Genomic DNA, 17,358 nt, shown 5'->3' on the forward strand with positions numbered 1-17,358 from the left:
CGTAGTTGACGCATCACGAACCGTGATCATGAGTCCGAATAAGGTAGTTTCTGCTGTGTAAAAGTCGTAAAAATCGGGCATGGTTCATCCGTCCGTCTAGGGACCTTCATCCGTTCGGCCCATGTCGGACATCGGGGACTAGCCGGACCATGGGAGACGCGTCGGCCGGCGGGACCCCGGCCGATGTCTATACATGTGGAGGAGTGACCGATGGCATCGCGAACGCACGAACCAGAGCCGCTACTCACACCGGCCGAGGTGGCGTCGATGTTCCGTGTCGACCCGAAGACGGTGACCCGGTGGGCGAAGGCGGGCAAGCTCAGTGCCATCCGCACCCTGGGTGGCCACCGTCGATACCGCGAGTCGGAGGTCAGGGCGCTGCTGCAGGGTCAGATCCCGCAGCAGCGGCAGGGCGACTGAGCCGGTACGAGTTTTTCCGACAAAGGGCGGTGGATCTCGATCCGCCGCCCTTTGTCGTGCCCGCCCTCAGCGCTGCCCCTCGGTCAGCGTGACCCGGATGCCGACCGTGCCGCCCTCGCCGCGGCGCAGCCGGCTGCCGAGCAGGCTGAGGCGGCCGATCAGCCGGTACTTGTGCTTGAGCAGGTCGCGCACCCGGCCCGTGTCGCGGCCACCGTAGAGGGTCGCGTGGGCGGGCACCTCCGCCCCGTGCGGCCGGCCCCGGACGTCACACGGGGCCACGGTCACCTCGCCGTTGTGGCGGATCCGCTTCACCTTCCCCGAGTCGGCCCGGGTCCAGACGGCCAACGCGTCTCCGTCGCGGACCGCCCAGACCGGGGTCGGGACCGCCCGACCGTCCTTACGGAAGGTCGTGAGCAGGAGGTACTTCTCGGCCGACAGCCGGTCCAGCGTGGTCACGCCGCCAGGATACGGCCGCCGCGGGCCAATCAGTGGCCGGATAGCGTGAACCCCGTGACGGGGGAACCTCTATTCGGTGACGTGGTCGGCGAACTGCTGCGGGACGCGCTCGCCGTGGCCACCGGGGTCGGGCCCCGGCCCATGGTCGGCGGGCGGCTGCCCCGGCCGGTCATCGAGATCATCGAACGGGACGACGGCCTGATCAACGGCGCTCCGGCCGCGCACTACCTCGACGGGCCAGCCGACTGGCAGCCGTACGACCACCGGGCCGTCGACCGGGCCCGGGGCGAGACGCTGGACGTCGGCACCGGGGCCGGCCGGATCGCGCTGCTGCTCCAGGAGCGTGGCGTGCCGGTCACCGGGCTGGACACGTCGGCGGGCGCGCTCGCGGTCAGCGGGCGTCGCGGCGTACGGCGGCTGGTGCACGGCACGGTGGACACGCACGTCGCCGACGGGCAGCGGTACGACACGTTCCTGCTGCTCGGCAACAACCTCGGGCTGTTCGAGGGGCGGGAGCGGGCGCCAGTGTTCCTGGCCGCGCTCGCCGCGCTGGCCCGACCGGGGGCGCAGATCATCGCGCACGGCACCAACCCGTACGGCACCCGCGACCCGCTGCACACCGGCTATCACGAGCGCAACCGCCGCCGGGGCCGGCTCGGTGGCCAGCTGCGACTACGGCTGCGCTACCGGGAACTGGGCACCGAGTGGTTCGACTATCTGGTCTGCTCGCCGGACGAGTTCGCCGAGCTGGTGCACGGCAGCGACTGGCAGCTGACCGATGTGGACGACCGCGACGCCCCCTACTACCTGGCCACCCTGCGCCTCGCCGGCTGACCGGAAAGGGGGACCCTCGTCGGAGGGCCCCCCCTTTTTCGGCAGATCAGACCTGGACGGTCGGGGGCAGCTGCTCGGGCGGGAGGCCGCCATCGCCGTCGACCACCTCGTCGGGGGTGCCGTCCTCGTCGATGTCGACCATGGTGATGTCCACCTTGCCGTCACCGTCGGTGTCGAACTGGAACAGGTCGGCCTTGCCGTCGCCGTCGGTGTCCACCACCCACACGTCGGTCTTGCCGTCGTTGTTGGTGTCGGCGCGCAGCAGGTCGACCCGCTCGTCGCCCCGGGTCTCCACGGTCTCGGAGTTGGTGCTCTCCCCGGTGGTGACGCTCTCCGGTGCCTGGCTCATCTCGATGCGGTCCTTCCCTTTGGGTTGACAGGCCGTACGTACCCGATCGCGCGCTCCCCCAAGCCTGGGCGGGTTCGTCGTGCTGTTTAGGGTCGCACCATGAGCGAGCGGAGCGGGCCGAGCACCCGGGCCGGCGTGGCGGGGACCCCGCGCGCCACCGGGGCGGACAGGGAGGCGTGATGAACGATCGTTTCGTGGTCGTCGGTGCGGGCACGATGGGGCTCGGCATCGCGTACGTGGCGGCCGGAGCCGGGCACGCCGTCGAGCTGGTCGAGGTGGACCCAGCCCGGGGCGCGACCGCGCTGACCCGGCTCGCCGACCTGTGGGAGCGGGCGGTGCAGCGCGGCAAGCTGACCGCCGACGAGGCCGCCGCGAACCGGGAGCGAGTGACGCTGCGCCCGAGCCTCGCCGAGGTCGCCCCCGCTCCCGGAGTGCTCGTGGAGGCGGTGCCGGAGCGGCTCGACCTCAAGCGGACGGTGCTGCGGGACGCCGCCGCCCTGAGCCCGGCCCTGCTCGCGAGCAACACGTCGAGCATCGCCATCGGCGAGTTGGCCGCGGGCCTGGACGCGCCCGAGCGCTTCCTCGGCCTGCACTTCTTCAACCCGGTCTGGGCGATGGCGCTGCTGGAGATCGTGGTTGGCCCGGCTACCGCCGAGGAGACCACCGCGGCGGCCGTCGCGCTCGCCGGCCGGCTCGGCAAGGACCCCGTCGTCGTACGCGACCTGCCCGGCTTCGCCACCTCCCGGCTCGGGGTCACCCTGGGGCTGGAGGCGATCCGGATGGTCGCCGACGGGGTGGCCAGCCCGGCCGACATCGACAAGGCGATGGTGCTGGGCTACCGACACCCGATCGGGCCGTTGGAACTCACCGACCTGGTCGGCCTGGACGTGCGGCTGGACATCGCCCGCACCCTCCAGGCCGCGTACGGGGACCGCTTCGCGCCGCCGGAGCTGCTGGTGGAGATGGTGGCCGCCGGCCGGCTGGGCAAGAAGTCCGGGCACGGCTTCTACCACTGGGACGGCGGGGTCAAGCGGTGAGCGCGGTGGTGAACGGAGGGTGGGCACGGTGAGCGGTCTGCGGATCGAGGAGCGGCCGGATCGGCTCGTGGTGACGCTGGCCCGGCCGGAGAAGCGCAACGCCATCGACGCCGACCTGATCGCCGAGCTGCACCAGGTCTGCGCCGAGCTGGAGGCGCACCCCCGACTGCTGCTGTTGACCGGTGGCGCGGAGGGCATCTTCGCCGGCGGCGCCGACATCGGTCAGCTCCGCGAACGAGGCCGCACGGACGCGCTGGCCGCGATCAACTCGGCGGCCTTCGCCCGGATCAGGGCGCTGCCGATGCCGAGCGTGGCCGCCGTCGACGGCCCGGCGTTGGGCGGTGGCGCGGAGCTGGCGTACGCCTGCGATCTGCGGGTGTGCACGGCGCGGGCGGTCTTCGGCCAGCCGGAGGTGCGGTTGGGCATTCTGGCCGGCGCGGGCGCGACCCACCGGCTGCCCGCCCTCATCGGCGAGGGCCGGGCCAAGGAGCTGCTGTTCACCGGCCGGCGGGTGGACGCCGCCGAGGCGCTGCGCATCGGTCTGGTAAACCGGGTGGTGGACGAGCCCGGCGACCTGCTGACGGTGGCGCACGGGCTGCTCGACGAGATGGCGCAGGGCTCCCCGCTGGCGTTGCGCCTCACCAAGCTGGCGGTGGACGCGCCCGCCGCCGCACATCCGCAGCTCGACCTGGTCAGCCAGGCGGTGCTCTTCGAGGACGAGGAGAAGCACCGCCGCATGACCGAGTTCCTGGAGCGCCGCCGAGCCCGCTGAGGCGGAAACGAAGGACGGCCGCACCGGCTCCGAAGCCGGTGCGGCCGTCGCGGTCCGCGGTGGTGCTCAGTGCCGGATCTGCACCCCGGTGTCGGCGAGGGCCCGGATCACCTGGGCCGACTCACCGAAACCGATGATGAGCACGGCGTCCGCGCCGAATTCCTTGATCTCCTTCGCGCCACCGGTGAAGTCCACCGGCGCCGCCGAGGCGTCGGCCGGGGGGTCGTACGTGAGCAGCTTGAGTCGGTCGCCGGCGATGCCGGCCTTTTCCAGCTCGTCACGGACGGTGGCCTGGAGGCCCTCACCGTAGGAATCCTTGCGGGCGACGATGACGATCTTCTGCGACCCGTCGCGGAGGATCACGTCGGCCAGCGCCCGACCCTGCAGGCTGTCCGGCGGGGCGGTGCGGAAGTAGAGGCCCTTGTCCTCGACGTCGGTCAGGCTGGAGTCGGTGTTGGACGGCGAGAAGAGAATCTTGCCGGCCCGGACCACGTCCGGCAGCACCTCCCGGGAGATGCCCGAGGCGCCGGCGCCGATGATGATGCTGACCCCGTCGGCCACATGCTTGGCGACGGTCGCCTTGGCCACCGTCGTGCTGGTGCCGTCGTCGCCGTCCTTCCACGTCACCGGCTTGCCCAGCGCGCCGCCCGCGGCGTTGATCTCCCGGATCGCCAGCGCCGCGCCGGCCGCCATCGGCGGGTAGGCGATCGCCAGGTCGCCGGTCTTCGGCAGCAGTCCGCCCACGATCAGCGGCTGCTGGTCGTCTGCTTCACCGGGGCGTGCCTTCTTCGCCTTCGGCGGGGTCTTGGTGCTCGCCGCCGACTCGGCGCCCGCGCCGACGAACTCGGTCTTGCCGTCGTTGATCTGCTGGCCGTCGAAGGTCAGCGTGGCGTAGCTCGCGGTGGCCGGCTCACCCTTGTCGGTGAAGCCCGCGCGGGTCAGCGAGACGCTGCGGTACTCGATGTCCTGCCCGGCCCGGGCCAGCGTGAGACAACTGGCCGGGTCCTCGCAGCGCTGACCGTTGTTGGTCACGCCGACGATCTGCTTGGCGATGGCGGCGGGGTCGGTGCTGCCGGCCAGTTGGGCGGCGAGCACACCGATCACGACGGCGTCGTACGTCTCGGCGGCGTAGAGGTAGTCCGTCAGCGCCGGATTGACGGACCGTAGCCGACTCTTGAAGTCGTCGGGCAGCGGGGTGAGGGGCGTGGTTCCCTTCATCCCGTCGACGAGATCGGCGCGATCCTTCAACTCCGCTGGGTAGGAGTTGAGCATGTTGCCGTCCGTGCCGTAGAGGCGCACCTGTTGGGCGCTTCCCTCCTCGGCCTTGTCATCCCCGCAAGCGCTTGTGGCGAGCAGGATCGTCGCGCAGGCGGCCAGTGTGGCTACCCGCGAGCGGCGTGATACGAGCATGGTCGTCCTTCCTCCGGCGAAGGTCCGCTGCGCACATTAGCGTGCCCGGGCCGGCGGCGGGACCGTGGAGGTGGCGAAATGCGCAGGTCGCTCGCATCGAACACGCAGAGTGACGGAAATGGCGGGCCTTGACCCTCCGTCCTACTGTGCGCTGGGTGACGGACCTACCACAGCAGACGTTCGACGACGCGACCGCCGTGCTCCGCTCGGCGCTGGCCGGCGATGGGGAAGCGGTGACAGGTGCGTTCGACGCCGTCGTCGACCGGGCCGGCCTGCCCGGCGCGTACGGGGTCGCCTGGTGCCTGGCGGCGACGATGGTCGGTGACGCTGCGCCGAGCACCGGATGCGCGCTGGACTTCCCGGGCATCGAGCAGGCGGACTACGACACCCGCTGGGTGGCTCGGTTCGTGAGCGCGTACGCCAACCGGGACGTGCCGACCGGGGAGGCCCTGTTCGGTGCGGCCGCGGCCGACGGGCTGCTCTCCGACTGCCTGCTCACGCTCGCCGGCTCGACGGTCGCCACCCTGCGCAGCCGCGCCGGCTGACTACGCCTCCCGGGGCGCGGCTCCCGTCGGGTGCCGCGCCCGCACGGGCCGCTCAGAAGGCGTGGTACGCGACCAGTGGCTCGTACTCGTAGCGGACGTTCTCGAAGCGGACCCGGAAGTTGACCCCGTCCCGGACGTCGGTCGCCACGGTGACCCAGCCGGAGTTGGCCGGCAGGTAGGTCCAGTAGTTGCAGTTGCCGGTCTTGTCGATGAAGATCACGCAGGCGTCGGTGCCGTACGCGCTGGCGTTGCGCACGTTGATGTCGCGGCACCGGGTTGTGGTGCGGTACGGGCCGGCCTGGCCGCCGTAGCCGCCGGTCTGGAAGAACGAGCGAACCGCCCCGCCGTAACACGTGGCGAGCGGGGCGAAGAGGTTCGGCCCCGAGGTGACGTCGGTGGAGTCGGCGGCGGGGGCGGCCGGTGCGGCGGCCTGAGCGGCCTGGGCGGGTGCGCCGGTAGCGAGCAGGGCGGCGGCCGTGGCGACGGCGAGCAGGCGGGCGGTCGGGGATGACATGCGTGCCTCCGGAAACAGTTAATTGACCGTCCGTATTGGACGGTCGAGCTGATCGTGACGATGATACTGATCGATCAATGCGATCGTGGTCCCAGATCGTCCGCCGTGTGTGATAGCTCTGGGGGCATGTCCGAGGCCATGCTCAGCAAGGTGCGCAAGCTGCTCGCCCAGGCCGAGGACCCGGCCTGCACACCCGCCGAGTCGGCGGCCTTCACCGCCAAGGCGACCGAGTTGATCGCCCGCTACGGCGTCGACAGGGCGTTGCTCGCCGTCCGGGATCCGACCACCGACCCGGTCGGCGACCGGGTGCTCGACATCGTCGCCCCGTACGCCCGGGACAAGGTGGGCCTGCTCGCCGCGGTCGCGGAGCCGCTGCGCTGCCGCTGCGTCCGTCGCCGGCAGGGCAACGGGTTCGCGGTGCACCTGTTCGGCTTCGCCAGCGACCTGGAACGGGTGGACCTGCTCTTCACCTCACTGCTCGTGCAGGCCGCACACGGCCTGGCCGCCACGGCGGTGCCCGCGGACGACCATCCGGCCGCCTTCCGGCGGTCCTGGCTCGCCGGCTTCGCGGAGGTGATCGGGGGCCGGCTCTGGGCGGCCGAGACGGCGGCGGCCGGCGAGTCGGGTGGCCCGTCGGTGGCGCTGGTGCTGGCCGACCGCTCCGACCGGGTGCAGCGGCGGCTCACCGAGGAGTACCCGCGACTGCGGACCGCACCGGCACGCCGGCTCGGCGGCACGGGCTTCGGCTCCGGGGCGGAGGCCGGAAACCGCGCACACCTGGGCGGCCGGGGCCTGGACGGCAGCCGGGCTGGTCGACAACTCGACCGCTGACTGCTCAGGCGGCTTGTTGGCCGCGTGACACGGTGGCGAGGTAGCGGGTGAGCAACTCGTGCCAGCCCGCCGTCAACGCCTTGCGGTATCCCTCGGCCGCCTCGCCGTGCCGGTCGAAGTGTCGGTGCTCCAGCTCGACCCGGGTCCGTTCCGGACCGTCGGGGAGGAACAGCACCTCGACCTCGCTCGCCTTCGCCGGGTCCGGCACCGGCACCCGGTCCGGACCGAGCTGCCAGGCGAAGACCAGCCGCCGGGGCGGATCCCAGGTGAGCACCCGTCCCCAGTCGGCGCGGAAGCCGTACGGGCCGATCTCGTAGAGCATGCCGCCGGCCCGTGGCTCCATGCCCAGCTCGGCGAGGGCCTCCGGACCGGACCACGTGTACTCGGTGACCCACCAGTCGGTCAGCTCATCGGTGAAGACCGCGAACGCCCGCTCTGCGGAACCCGGGACGAGGAGGCTGCACCGTAAGGAGAACCGCTCCAGGTCCTGCCGGATGTCGGCCGGATCAGTCATCCCCTGTCCCATAGGCCCGGACCATACCGGCTGATGCCTCGGTGTGCAGCTTCGCGCGGTGCCCGGTTCCAGACAGTGGGTTGCCGAGCCGTCACGCACGGGATGCCCCGCCGGAAAGCGGGTAACCGCGCCGAACGGCTCGGACGACCGGGGCGGCGTACGGGAGCGGGAGAGCATGAGCGAGAACGCGCAGCAGCGGAATCCGGACAGGGACGTCGACGCCGGGGACCCGGACGTCCTGCTCGACATCCCGAATGTGTCGGTCGACTCGATCCGGCTGGTCGTGGACGGGCTGGACGCCGACATCTCGCTGCGCGCCCGGTTGGCCAACCTGCTCCAGCTCGACGCCGGCGTACGGGTCCACCTGAACGGCGTCGAGCTGGACATCGACGGGGTGCACGCCGAGGCGCAGTTACGGGTACGCCTGGAGCAGCTGGTGACACTCCTGGGCCGGGCACTCGACACGATCGACAACAACCCGCAGGTCATCGAATCCCTGGCCCGGGCGGGCAGCGGCGCGCTCGACGACGTCAACCGCAGCACCCAGCAGTTGGCCGCCGGCGCCGCCCAGGTCACCGCGCAGGCGCAGCACTCCGGCGTACGCGACGAGCTGGCCCGACAGGCGGGTGTGCCCGGCGCGCTCGGCGACCAGACGCGAGCACGACCCGCCCGCCCGGCGGAGCCTCACCCAACGGAGTCCCGGCCGGCAGAGCCTCGTCCAACGGAGTCCCGGCCGGCGGAGTCGCGAGCGGCGGAGTCCCGGCCGGCGGAAGCTCAGCGAGCGGAGTCGCGCCCGGCGGAAGGTCAGCGGCCGGAGTCTCGGTTGCAGGGCCGGTGGCCGGTGGACCGGGCCTCCGCGCAGGCGCACCCGACCTCCGCGGGGCAGGGGTTTGAGGGGCAGCGGCCGCCCGAGGGCCAGGACCGGCAGCAACCGGGGGGTGGTGCGGGGGGAGACAGATCCGCTCCGGCTGCTTCGTCGACCGGGAAGCCCGCCGGTCAGCCGGGTGGCTCGCCAACCCCCGGTCCTGGTGAGTCGCGGGCCTCCGGCGGCGGGAATCAGGGCGGCCAGGGTGGCGGTGGTGGCAAACCCGCCGGGCAAGCCGCTGGCGGCCAGGGCGGCGATGGTCAGGGTGGCGTTGGTCAGGGCGGCGATGGTCAGGGTGGCGTTGGTCAGGGTGGTGGTGGCCAGGGCAGCGGCGGGCAGGCCGGTGGTGGTCAGGGCGCCGGCGGTCAGGGAGGCGGTGGCCAGCGTGGTGGTGGTCAGGGCGGCGGCGGGCAGGCCGGTGGTGGCCAGGGTGGCGGTGGTGTTTCGAGTCAGGCGCATGCCGCAGCTCAGAGCGCGGCGCAACTCGCCGAGCAGGCGGGAGAGACCCTGCGGCAGGCCGGGCGCAGTGTGTGGGAGGCGATCCAGGGCGGGATGGCCCAGCACCGTCAACAGGGCCGCCGCGATCAGTGACCAGCGCCCAGCGCGGCCGACGCGGTTGATCGACTCGGGTTCGGCGATATCGCGGTATCCCGGTCGCTGCGATACCCCGATATCGCCGAAAGCGAGTCGATCAAGGGGCAGGCCGGGCGATCAAGGGGCAGGCCGGGCGATCAAGGGGCAGGCGGGGCGATCACGGGCCAGGCCGGGCGATCACAGGCCGGGCGGGGGCGATCATGGGCCAGGCCGGGCGATCACGGGGAAAGGCCGGGCGGGCTGCGGCGGAAAAGCAGAACGCCGACCGCGTTTCCGCTGGTCGGCGCTCCTGTAGCCCGGCGAAAGGCTATGTGGCCAGGGGCGGGGTCGAACCGCCGACCTTCCGATTTTCAGTCGGACGCTCGTACCAACTGAGCTACCTGGCCGTGTTGCTCGGCTCATGCTACCCGCCAACCGGATGAACCGCTGGCAGGGTCACCTGCTCCGATACGCAGAACGCCGCGCGAGGCGCGGCGTCAGCGCTGCGGTCCTGACGGGACTTGAACCCGCGACCTCCGCCTTGACAGGGCGGCGAGCACTCCAACTGCTCCACAGGACCTAGCTTGTGTTGCTCCGGCTTGCGCCGGTCGTGCCCCCAACGGGATTCGAACCCGTGCTACCGCCTTGAAAGGGCGGCGTCCTGGGCCGCTAGACGATGAGGGCGGCCCCGCCATCATTGCACATTCGCAACTTCAAGCGGACTTGCTCCCATCCGGCCCCGCCGGAGGCTTGGAAAGCATACGTGATGCCTGGCTGGTCGACAAAACCGGTATCGGTGGAGCCGTCGTGCACCGCATAACCGCAGGTCAGATCCAATCTAGCGGAGGCGGGTGATGCCGAAGCGGTGCTTCAGGTCGGCGATCAGGTGCGGGCAGGCGGCGAGCGTCGCGGCCCGGTTTCCGCCCCCGTCGTGCAGCAGCACGATGGAACCGGGACGTGCCGCGTTGTGGACCCGCTTGGCGATCGTGGCGGCGGTCGGCTTGTCCCAGTCCTGCGGGTCGACGGCCCAGTGCAGCGGGCGCATGCCGAGCTCTTTCGCCACGGCCAGAACCTCCGGTGTCCACCGACCACCGGGTTGCCGGTAGAAGGACACCGGTGTGCCCGGGGAGGCTGCCTGGATGGCCTTGTTGGTGCGGACCAGGTCGGCCCTGATCTCTGCCACCGGTCGGCGGGCGAGGTCGAGGTCGTGCCGCCAACTGTGGTTGCAGAGCTGATGCCCCTCCCGGACGATCCGCCGGATCAGCTCCGGGTGCCGCTGGGCTTCGAGGCCGACGACGCAGAAGGTGGCCGTCACGTGGGCCGACCGCAGTTGGTCGAGCACCTTCGGGGTCCAGGCCGGGCTGGGCCCGTCGTCGAAGGTCAACGCCACGGGGCGTACGCCGGTGGTGCGCCGCAGCCCGGCCGGGAGCTTCGCCGGCAGCGGTCGCAGGGGCGGCTTCGGTGGTTTGGTGTGGGTGGGGCTCGGCGACGGGGTGGGCGTCGGTGTGGGCGGGGCGGTCGGGGTGGTCGACTCGACGGGCTGCGACCCGCCGGCGGCGTGGACGGTGCTGTCTGGCTGAGCGCAACCGGACAAGACCAGCACCACGGCGAGGACGGACGCCAGGGCGGCGCGGGCTTGCATCTGTTCGCTCCCGGGGGTCGGGGCAGGCGGACGCCCCGACGGTAGTGGAAGCGAGTGGGGGACCGACAGTCCGGTCACGCCTCCCGCGACTGGTCCAGCGAGTCACGGACCGCCATCGCGAGCGAGACCGCCTCGGCCAGGTCGACGGGCCGGACCACCCCGGCGGGCAGCGTGTCGGCCCGCCAGCCGGGGCCGGCGGCGAGGATCAGCAGCGGGCGGCGGGGCGCCGCGAGCAGCGCGCTGAGCTGGGCCGGGTCGGCCGTGGCCCGGGTGTGTGACCAGAGCACCACGGCGGCCGGGCCGGTGCGGTTGACCGCCTCGACGAGGGCGGCCACCGGCACCCGGGCACCCAGCATCCGGTAGCTCACCCCGGCCTCGGCGAGCGCGGCGGCCAACGCTTCCAGGGGGAGGGTGTGCTGTTCCTCGTCGGCGCAGGAGAGCAGGATCCGGGCGGGGCCGCTGGGCGCGTTGGCCTGGCTGGCTGCCGCGAATGCCTCCGACACGCACCGGGAGACCAGGTGTTCGACCTCGATCAGGCCGGAGGTGGCGGCGTGCCGGTCACCGATGCCGGCGAGCACGGGGCGCAGCAGGGTCTCCCAGGTGGCGACGACGCCGCTGGCGGCGATCGTGTGCGCGATGGTCTCGTTGATCGCCGCGGCGTCCAGGCGCATGGCGGCGCGGGCCAGGCCCCGGGCGGCCGGGCCGGCGCGGCCCACCGGGATGGCGCCGCCACCGTCGCGGCCGGGCGGGCGGATCCGGCTGCGGGTGACGGTGTCCACGGACGTCCGGTCGGGTGCCTGCCGCGCCCACCGGGCCGCCTCGGCCGGGCTCACGCCCTCGGCGGTCAACCGCCGCATGGTTTCGAGGCGGGCCAGATCGGCGGGGGTGTACCGACGGTGGTGGCCGGGCACGTGCTCGCTGGGCCCGAGCCCGTAGCGCTGGTGCCAGGTGCGCAGCGTGGTGACCGCGACCCCCAGCCGGCGCGCGACGGCGCCCGCGCTCAGCGCCTCATCGGCCACCCGACCGCTCCGCCGCGTCATCCGCCGACGATCCGGCCGGGGTCGTGGGCGAGCCGGGGGCGCCCGACGGAGCACCCGAGGGGCGCAGCAGTCGGTTCACCACCCCGCCCAGCCAGGGTGCGTACGACCGGGGGTCGCGGTCGAGTTCGGCCTCCAGGGCGGCCGGGTCGGCCCAGCGCAGCTCGGCCACCTCGTCCGGGTCGGGTCGCAGCGGGGCGGCGGGCAGGAACTCGCCGCGCAGCACGTGGTCGTACTCGAATTCGACGCGACCGGAGGTCGGGTCCTCGGCGTAGTAGACGTAGACGCCCACCTCGGTCAGCTCGACCGGGCCGGTGCCCAGCTCCTCCTTCAGCCGCCGGTTGGCCGCCTCGGTCAGCGATTCGCCGGGGCGCGGATGGCCGCAGCAGGAGTTGGCCCAGCGCAGCGGGAAGCGGGTCTTGACCGCGGCCCGTCGTTGCAGCAGCACCTGGCCGTCCGGGTCGATCAGCAGCACCGAGAAGGCCCGGTGCAGTTGCCCCGGCGGCTGGTGGGCGGCGGCGACTGTGGTGTCGCCGCAGGGCTGCCCGCGGTCGTCGACCAGTTCGACGAGGTGGTCCTCGCGGCTCGTCATCGGCCTTCTCCGGTGATCCGGCCGGCGGCCAGCTTGCCGGAGATCAACACCATCGGTACGCCCACACCGGGCTGGGTGCCGGAGCCGACGAAGACCACGTTCGACAGGTCGCGGTGCAGGTTCGACGGGCGGAACGGCCCGGTCTGGAAGAGGGTGTGCGCGGCGGCGAACGGGGTGCCGGCGGCCATCCCCTGCTCCGCCCACTCGGCGGGGGTGATCGCCTGCAACACCTCGACCCCGGCGCCGAAGCCGACGTACCCGCGCTCCTCCAGCGTGCTGATCAGCTGGTCGCCGTAGCGCCTGGTCAGGTCGCCGCGCCACTCGAACGGCGCCCGGTCGAGGTTGGGCACCGGCGCGAGCACGTAGTAGGTGTGTCGGTCCGGTGGGGCCACCGACGGGTCGGTCCGGCTGGGGTTGGTCACCAGCAGCGACGGATCGGTCATCAGCTCGCCCCTGCGGATGACCTCATCGAAGGTGCCCTTCCACGCGCGTCCGAAATGGATGTTGTGGTGGGCGATCTTCGCATATCCCTGTCGTGAGCCGACGTGCAGGACGACGCAGGAGGGTGAGTAGGTGAGGCGTCGCGCGGGCGCGGCGGGGAGCAGGTCCCGGTAGGCGACCGGCAGGTCCGGGTTGAGCACCACGACGTCCGCCGGCACGAGCTCGCCGTCGGCGGTGAGCACGCCGGTGGCCCGGCCGTTCGCGGTCTGCACCTGGGTCACCGTCGTGTCGTACCGGATCTGCACGCCGTGCTTCTCGGCCGCGCCGGCCATCGCCCGGGAGACCGCGTGGATGCCCCCGCGGGGGAAGTAGACACCGGCCACCGAGTCGAGGTACGCGATGACCGCGTAGATGGCCAGCGCGTCGTGCGGGGCGAGCCCGGCGTACATCGCCTGGAAGGAGAAGATCCGCTGGGTACGCGGGTCCCGGAAGAACTGGTTGATCTTTGTCTGGAGGCGGCGGAAGGCCCCGCCGGTGAGCAGCTTGAGCAGGTTGCCGGTGATGAGGTCGGTGGGCGCGTCCAGGTTGCGCTCGATGAAGTCGGCCCGTTCCAGCCGCCACAGCTCCCGGGCGTAGTCGACGAAGCGCAGGTAGCCGTCGGCCTCCCGGGGCCCGCAGACCCGGGAGATCTCGGCCGCCATCCGGGTGGTGTCGGTGAGCACGTCGAGGGTCGAGCCGTCCGGGTAGTACGCCCGGTAGGCCGGGTCGAGCGGGGTCAGGTCGAGCCAGTCGTGCAGCTCCTCGCCGACCGCCCCGAGCGCCTCGGCGATGAGGTCGGGCATGGTGAGCACGGTCGGGCCGGTGTCGAACTCGTACCCACCCACGGAGAGTCGGCCCGCGCGCCCGCCGGGGACCGGCTCGCGCTCCAGCACCGTCACCTGTCGGCCGCTGCCGGCCAGGTGCAGCGCGCAGGCCAGCCCACCCAGCCCGGCGCCGACGACCACCACCCGGTCCGTCCGTCCCGTCACCGTCCGCACGTGACCACCTCCTCGTGAGAATCGCTCATCAGGCCCGCCGGCTGGTGGCGGCGGCGGCCAACCCGGTCAGCGCGGTACGCGCCGTCCGGTCCACGGGCGCGCTGTCGAGCGCGGCCAGGGCGTCGCCCACCCGCTCGGCGATCATCCGCTCCACCCGGGCCACCGCGCCGGTCTCGGCGACCAGGTCGGCGAGCCGGTCGACCGGCTCGCCGTCGGCCTGCTCCAGTGCTCGGAGCTGGCGGGGAGTGGCCAGTTGGCGAGCCAGCATGAGCAGCGTGGTCGGCTTGCCGGTGCGCAGGTCGTCGCCGGCCGGCTTGCCGGTCGCCGCCGGGTCGCCGTAGACGCCGAGCAGGTCGTCGCGGAGTTGGAAGGCCTCGCCGACGGCCAGGCCGTAGCGGGTGTACGCGGTGACCAGCGCGGCGTCGGCGGTCACCCCGGCCAGGCAGGCGCCGAAGAGCAGCGGTCGCTGCACCGTGTAGCTGGCGGTCTTGTAGCGGGCCACGCGCAGTGCCCGGTCGACCGACCAGTTGCTCGGGTCGTTCTCGCCGAGCACGTCCAGGTACTGCCCGGCAACCGTCTCGACGCGCATCTGGTCGTAGCAGCGGCGGACCTCGAACAGCCGGGCCGGGGTGATGGTGGCGCGAGCGAGCAGCTTGTCGGCCCAGACCATGCAGAGGTCGCCGATGAGCACGGCGGCCGCCTCGCCGAACCGGTCGGGGTCGCCCCGGTGGCCGGCGGCGACGTGCTGCGCGGCGAGCGCGACGTGTGCGGTGGGCCGGCCGCGGCGGGTGGTGGAGGCGTCCATCACGTCGTCGTGTACCAGCGCGAAGGTGTGCAGCAGTTCGAGGGAGGCCAGCGCGGGCAGGACCGGTGGGAGGGGCTCGGTGCCGCCGACCGCCCCGCGCCAGCCCCAGTAGGCGAACGTGGACCGGATCCGCTTGCCGCCGGCCAGCACGGCCTCGCGGGCGGCGGACGCGAAGCCGCCCATCGCCGCGTCGATCTCGGTGAGTGCGTCGACCTCGGCGGTGAGGAAGGTGGAGAGGGTCTCGTCGACCGCCGTGATCAGGTCCTGGGTGTACGCGGCCAGGACGGCGCGGACCGGATCGTCCCTGTCGCCCGGCCCTGTCGGCGCCACACGGGTCGCGTTGCCCGCTACTGCGTCGTTGGCCATGGTGGCGAGCGTACCCTAGGGTACGAGTTGCGTCGATTGGTGCGTCGATAATTGAGGAGGGCCGGTGGACACGAATCTCACCGCTGCCTATGACCGGTGTCGTGAGCTGCACAAACGGCACGGGCGTACCTACTATCTCGCCACCCGGTTGCTCCCCGCGTGGAAACGACGACATGTGCACGCCCTCTACGGATTCACGCGGTACGCCGACGAGATCGTCGACCGCACCGAGGACCTGCCACCGGCCGAGCGGGCCGCCCGGCTCGACGACTGGGCCAGCCGGTTCGTGGCCGGTCTGCACGGTGCGCCGGTCGACGACCCGCTGCTGCCGGCCGTGCTGCACACGATCGCCATCTTCGATCTCGACCGGGACGACTTTGCGTCGTTTCTGACGAGCATGGCGATGGACCTGACCGTCACCTCGTACGCGACGTACGACCACCTGCTCGACTACATGGAGGGCTCGGCGGCGGTGATCGGCACCATGATGCTGCCGATCCTGGGCAGCACCGATCCGGCGGCCGCCCGTGAGCCGGCTCGGCAGCTCGGCTTCGCCTTCCAGCTCACCAACTTCATCCGCGACGTCGCCGAGGACCTCGACCGGGGTCGCACCTACCTGCCCGACGAGGACCTGGCGAAGTTCGGCGTCACCCGCGAGGACCTGGCCGAGGCCAGCGCCCGCGGGCGCGGAACGCCCCGGACGCGCGAGCTGATCGAGTACGAGGTGACCCGGGCGCAGGCGCACTATGCCGCCGCCGCGCCCGGCATCACCATGCTCGCGCCAGCGTCGCAGGCGTGCATGCGCACCGCGTACGCCCTCTATGGCGGCATCCTCGACGAGGTTGCCGCGCAGGACTACGACGTCTTCACCCGCCGGGCCCTGGTGCCGCAGCGGCGGCGGATGGCGGTGGCCGCCCGCGCTCTGCTCACCCCGACGGGTACCCCGGTCACGATCCCCGGGCCGACGGTCCAGCCGGCGGCCCGATGACGGCGGGCACCGCGATCGTGCTCTTCACCCGCGACCTGCGGGTGCACGACCACCCGGCGCTGGCCACCACCTGCGCGGCGTTCGACCGGGTGGTGCCGCTGTACGTGCTCGACCCGGCTCTGGCCGGCTTGTCGGCCAACCGCACCCGGTTCCTGCACCAGGCGCTCGCCGACCTGCGCGACGCGCTGCGCGAGCGCGGTGGTGACCTGGTGGTGCGGCGCGGCGACCCGGTGGCCGAGACGATCCGGTTGGCCGGCCAGGTCGGCGCCACCGCCGTGGCGCTCTCCGCCGACATCAGCCGCTACGCCCGTCGGCGGGAGCGGCGACTGCGCGCCGAGTGCGAGCGGCACCGGCTGCGCCTGCGGCTCTTTCCGGGGCTGACGGTCGTCGAGCCGGGTGCGTTGCGCCCCGGCGGCGGCGGCGACCACTACCGGGTGTTCAGCCCGTACCACCGGGCGTGGGCGTCCGCGCGGTGGCGCGAGGAGTTGGCCGCACCCCGCCGGATCACGCTGCCCGACGGGGTGCGCGTGGGTCGGGTGCCGGCCCCGCCGGCCGGGGAGTCACCGGACGCGGCCGTCGGCGGCGAGCGGCTCGCCCGACAGCGGCTCACCGACTGGCTGCCCGAGCTGGGCCGGTACGACGACCAGCACGACGACATGGCCGGCGACGACACCTCCCGACTCAGCCCGTACCTGCGCTTCGGCTGCCTGTCCCCGCTGTCGGTGGCCAACCGTGCCGGCGACCGGTCCGGGCCCTTCGTCCGGCAGGTCTGCTGGCGCGACTTCTACTACCAGGTCACCGCCGCGTTTCCGGAGATCTCGACGGCCGCCTACCGGCGGGGTGCCACCGAAGAGTGGCGCTACGACGATGACGCCCTGTCGGCCTGGGCCGCGGGGCGGACCGGAATGCCGATCGTGGACGCCGGGATGCGGCAGATGCGGGCGCAGGGTTGGCAGCACAACCGGGCGCGGCTGATCACCGCCGGCTACCTGACCAAGCACCTGGGGCAGGACTGGCGGGCCGGTGTCGGGGTCTTCTTCCGCTGGCTGCTCGACGGGGACGTGGCCAACAACTCGGGCAACTGGCAGTGGGTCGCCGGCACCGGCAACGACACCAAGCCGTACCGGGGGTTCAACCCGGTCCGGCAGGCCGAGCGGTACGACCCGGCCGGCGACTACGTGCGCCGCTGGGTGCCGGAGCTGTCGGAGGTGCCGGGCAAGGCCGTCCACCAGCCGTGGAAGCTGCCCGACGACCTCCGCCGCACGGTGGACTACCCGCCGCCGCTCTCCGTACCCGGCACCGACCCGGTCTGGCTGCGCTGAGGCGACGA

The 17,358-nt window shown here is 72.6% G+C and carries 19 protein-coding genes and 3 tRNA genes; 9 read left to right on the forward strand and 13 right to left on the reverse strand.

Translation table 11 applies throughout. The annotated features are described in order from the left end of the window. Positions 1-210 precede the first annotated feature (210 nt). Positions 211-420 (forward strand): BldC family transcriptional regulator, encoded by a 210-nt coding sequence (locus tag ABZU46_RS00175; RefSeq protein WP_007073996.1) that lies wholly within the window; start codon positions 211-213, stop codon positions 418-420. 66 nt (positions 421-486) lie between these two features. Here ABZU46_RS00175 and ABZU46_RS00180 read toward each other — a convergent pair whose 3' ends face one another. Then, entirely contained in the window at positions 487-876 is a 390-nt protein-coding gene (locus tag ABZU46_RS00180; RefSeq protein WP_234583170.1) for a PPOX class F420-dependent oxidoreductase, read from the reverse strand. Between the two features lie 54 nt (positions 877-930). Between ABZU46_RS00180 and ABZU46_RS00185 the strand changes: the two genes are divergently transcribed. After that, positions 931-1,710 (forward strand): class I SAM-dependent methyltransferase, encoded by a 780-nt coding sequence (locus ABZU46_RS00185; RefSeq protein ID WP_354853494.1) that lies wholly within the window; start codon positions 931-933, stop codon positions 1,708-1,710. Positions 1,711-1,756: 46 nt separating this feature from the next. Here the strand turns inward: ABZU46_RS00185 and ABZU46_RS00190 are convergent, their stop codons facing one another. After that, a complete protein-coding gene (locus ABZU46_RS00190; RefSeq protein WP_354853497.1) occupies positions 1,757-2,059 on the reverse strand; it encodes a hypothetical protein in 303 nt (100 codons plus the stop codon). 179 nt (positions 2,060-2,238) lie between these two features. Between ABZU46_RS00190 and ABZU46_RS00195 the strand changes: the two genes are divergently transcribed. Beyond that, a complete protein-coding gene (locus ABZU46_RS00195) occupies positions 2,239-3,096 on the forward strand; it encodes a 3-hydroxyacyl-CoA dehydrogenase family protein (protein WP_354853500.1) in 858 nt (285 codons plus the stop codon). A 28-nt stretch (positions 3,097-3,124) separates the two neighbouring features. Beyond that, complete coding sequence (locus ABZU46_RS00200) at positions 3,125-3,868, forward strand: enoyl-CoA hydratase/isomerase family protein (RefSeq protein ID WP_354853502.1); 744 nt, start codon at positions 3,125-3,127, stop codon at positions 3,866-3,868. A 66-nt stretch (positions 3,869-3,934) separates the two neighbouring features. Here the strand turns inward: ABZU46_RS00200 and ABZU46_RS00205 are convergent, their stop codons facing one another. Next, the gene (locus ABZU46_RS00205) at positions 3,935-5,278 is read right to left on the reverse strand and encodes an ABC transporter substrate-binding protein (RefSeq protein WP_354853505.1); all 1,344 of its coding nucleotides are present in this window, start codon (positions 5,276-5,278) and stop codon (positions 3,935-3,937) included. A 155-nt stretch (positions 5,279-5,433) separates the two neighbouring features. On the opposite strand from ABZU46_RS00205, the gene ABZU46_RS00210 reads away from it, so the two are divergent. Continuing rightward, a complete protein-coding gene (locus ABZU46_RS00210) occupies positions 5,434-5,823 on the forward strand; it encodes a hypothetical protein (RefSeq protein ID WP_354853507.1) in 390 nt (129 codons plus the stop codon). 52 nt (positions 5,824-5,875) lie between these two features. On the opposite strand, the gene ABZU46_RS00215 is transcribed toward ABZU46_RS00210, so the two are convergent. Continuing rightward, positions 5,876-6,337 carry a hypothetical protein gene (locus ABZU46_RS00215; protein ID WP_354853510.1) on the reverse strand — a complete coding sequence of 154 codons (462 nt, stop codon included), beginning with the start codon at positions 6,335-6,337 and terminating at the stop codon, positions 5,876-5,878. 126 nt (positions 6,338-6,463) lie between these two features. On the opposite strand from ABZU46_RS00215, the gene ABZU46_RS00220 reads away from it, so the two are divergent. Continuing rightward, positions 6,464-7,168, forward strand: coding sequence for a DUF2786 domain-containing protein (locus ABZU46_RS00220; RefSeq protein ID WP_354853512.1), 705 nt, complete (start codon positions 6,464-6,466; stop codon positions 7,166-7,168). A gap of 4 nt (positions 7,169-7,172) precedes the next feature. Here ABZU46_RS00220 and ABZU46_RS00225 read toward each other — a convergent pair whose 3' ends face one another. Then, a complete protein-coding gene (locus ABZU46_RS00225) occupies positions 7,173-7,694 on the reverse strand; it encodes an SRPBCC family protein (RefSeq protein WP_354853515.1) in 522 nt (173 codons plus the stop codon). 163 nt (positions 7,695-7,857) lie between these two features. On the opposite strand from ABZU46_RS00225, the gene ABZU46_RS00230 reads away from it, so the two are divergent. Then, a complete protein-coding gene (locus tag ABZU46_RS00230; protein WP_354853518.1) occupies positions 7,858-9,138 on the forward strand; it encodes a hypothetical protein in 1,281 nt (426 codons plus the stop codon). A gap of 315 nt (positions 9,139-9,453) precedes the next feature. Here ABZU46_RS00230 and ABZU46_RS00235 read toward each other — a convergent pair. The 8 genes from ABZU46_RS00235 to ABZU46_RS00270 all read right to left on the reverse strand — a co-directional run bounded on the left by ABZU46_RS00235 (position 9,454) and on the right by ABZU46_RS00270 (position 15,040). Next, a tRNA-Phe gene (locus tag ABZU46_RS00235) sits at positions 9,454-9,527 on the reverse strand. A gap of 99 nt (positions 9,528-9,626) precedes the next feature. Beyond that, positions 9,627-9,700: transfer RNA gene (locus ABZU46_RS00240), tRNA-Asp, on the reverse strand. Between the two features lie 31 nt (positions 9,701-9,731). Beyond that, a tRNA-Glu gene (locus ABZU46_RS00245) sits at positions 9,732-9,804 on the reverse strand. A gap of 154 nt (positions 9,805-9,958) precedes the next feature. Next, positions 9,959-10,762: a polysaccharide deacetylase family protein gene (locus ABZU46_RS00250; protein WP_354853521.1), complete on the reverse strand. Its 804-nt coding sequence runs from the start codon at positions 10,760-10,762 to the stop codon at positions 9,959-9,961. Between the two features lie 74 nt (positions 10,763-10,836). Continuing rightward, entirely contained in the window at positions 10,837-11,781 is a 945-nt protein-coding gene (locus tag ABZU46_RS00255) for a MerR family transcriptional regulator (protein ID WP_354853906.1), read from the reverse strand. Then, positions 11,771-12,391 (reverse strand): isopentenyl-diphosphate Delta-isomerase, encoded by a 621-nt coding sequence (gene idi, locus ABZU46_RS00260; RefSeq protein ID WP_354853524.1) that lies wholly within the window; start codon positions 12,389-12,391, stop codon positions 11,771-11,773. Before idi ends, ABZU46_RS00255 begins: the two co-directional genes overlap by 11 nt. Beyond that, on the reverse strand, positions 12,388-13,869 hold the full coding sequence (gene crtI, locus ABZU46_RS00265; RefSeq protein WP_354853527.1) for a phytoene desaturase family protein: 1,482 nt from the start codon (positions 13,867-13,869) through the stop codon (positions 12,388-12,390). The genes idi and crtI overlap by 4 nt, the downstream gene beginning before the upstream one ends. A gap of 28 nt (positions 13,870-13,897) precedes the next feature. Then, entirely contained in the window at positions 13,898-15,040 is a 1,143-nt protein-coding gene (locus ABZU46_RS00270; RefSeq protein ID WP_354853530.1) for a polyprenyl synthetase family protein, read from the reverse strand. Positions 15,041-15,104: 64 nt separating this feature from the next. Between ABZU46_RS00270 and ABZU46_RS00275 the strand changes: the two genes are divergently transcribed. Beyond that, on the forward strand, positions 15,105-16,028 hold the full coding sequence (locus ABZU46_RS00275) for a phytoene/squalene synthase family protein (protein WP_354853533.1): 924 nt from the start codon (positions 15,105-15,107) through the stop codon (positions 16,026-16,028). Beyond that, the gene (locus tag ABZU46_RS00280; protein WP_354853536.1) at positions 16,025-17,350 is read left to right on the forward strand and encodes a deoxyribodipyrimidine photo-lyase; all 1,326 of its coding nucleotides are present in this window, start codon (positions 16,025-16,027) and stop codon (positions 17,348-17,350) included. The genes ABZU46_RS00275 and ABZU46_RS00280 overlap by 4 nt, the downstream gene beginning before the upstream one ends. Positions 17,351-17,358 lie beyond the last annotated feature (8 nt).

The sequence above is a fragment of the Micromonospora sp. NPDC005197 genome (assembly GCF_040608295.1).
GTDB lineage: Bacteria > Actinomycetota > Actinomycetes > Mycobacteriales > Micromonosporaceae > Micromonospora.

What these genes read in the sequence shown, in the direction of transcription:
- ABZU46_RS00220 (WP_354853512.1), top strand. Translation starts at nt 6,464, where the DNA reads ATGTCCGAGGCCATGCTCAGCAAGGTGCGCAAGCTGCTCGCCCAGGCC.
- ABZU46_RS00280 (WP_354853536.1), top strand. Translation starts at nt 16,025, where the DNA reads ATGACGGCGGGCACCGCGATCGTGCTCTTCACCCGCGACCTGCGGGTG.
- ABZU46_RS00195 (WP_354853500.1), top strand. Translation starts at nt 2,239, where the DNA reads ATGAACGATCGTTTCGTGGTCGTCGGTGCGGGCACGATGGGGCTCGGC.
- ABZU46_RS00270 (WP_354853530.1), bottom strand. Translation starts at nt 15,040, where the DNA reads ATGGCCAACGACGCAGTAGCGGGCAACGCGACCCGTGTGGCGCCGACA.
- idi (WP_354853524.1), bottom strand. Translation starts at nt 12,391, where the DNA reads ATGACGAGCCGCGAGGACCACCTCGTCGAACTGGTCGACGACCGCGGG.
- ABZU46_RS00230 (WP_354853518.1), top strand. Translation starts at nt 7,858, where the DNA reads ATGAGCGAGAACGCGCAGCAGCGGAATCCGGACAGGGACGTCGACGCC.
- ABZU46_RS00205 (WP_354853505.1), bottom strand. Translation starts at nt 5,278, where the DNA reads ATGCTCGTATCACGCCGCTCGCGGGTAGCCACACTGGCCGCCTGCGCG.
- ABZU46_RS00250 (WP_354853521.1), bottom strand. Translation starts at nt 10,762, where the DNA reads ATGCAAGCCCGCGCCGCCCTGGCGTCCGTCCTCGCCGTGGTGCTGGTC.
- ABZU46_RS00215 (WP_354853510.1), bottom strand. Translation starts at nt 6,337, where the DNA reads ATGTCATCCCCGACCGCCCGCCTGCTCGCCGTCGCCACGGCCGCCGCC.
- ABZU46_RS00225 (WP_354853515.1), bottom strand. Translation starts at nt 7,694, where the DNA reads ATGGGACAGGGGATGACTGATCCGGCCGACATCCGGCAGGACCTGGAG.
- ABZU46_RS00175 (WP_007073996.1), top strand. Translation starts at nt 211, where the DNA reads ATGGCATCGCGAACGCACGAACCAGAGCCGCTACTCACACCGGCCGAG.
- ABZU46_RS00190 (WP_354853497.1), bottom strand. Translation starts at nt 2,059, where the DNA reads ATGAGCCAGGCACCGGAGAGCGTCACCACCGGGGAGAGCACCAACTCC.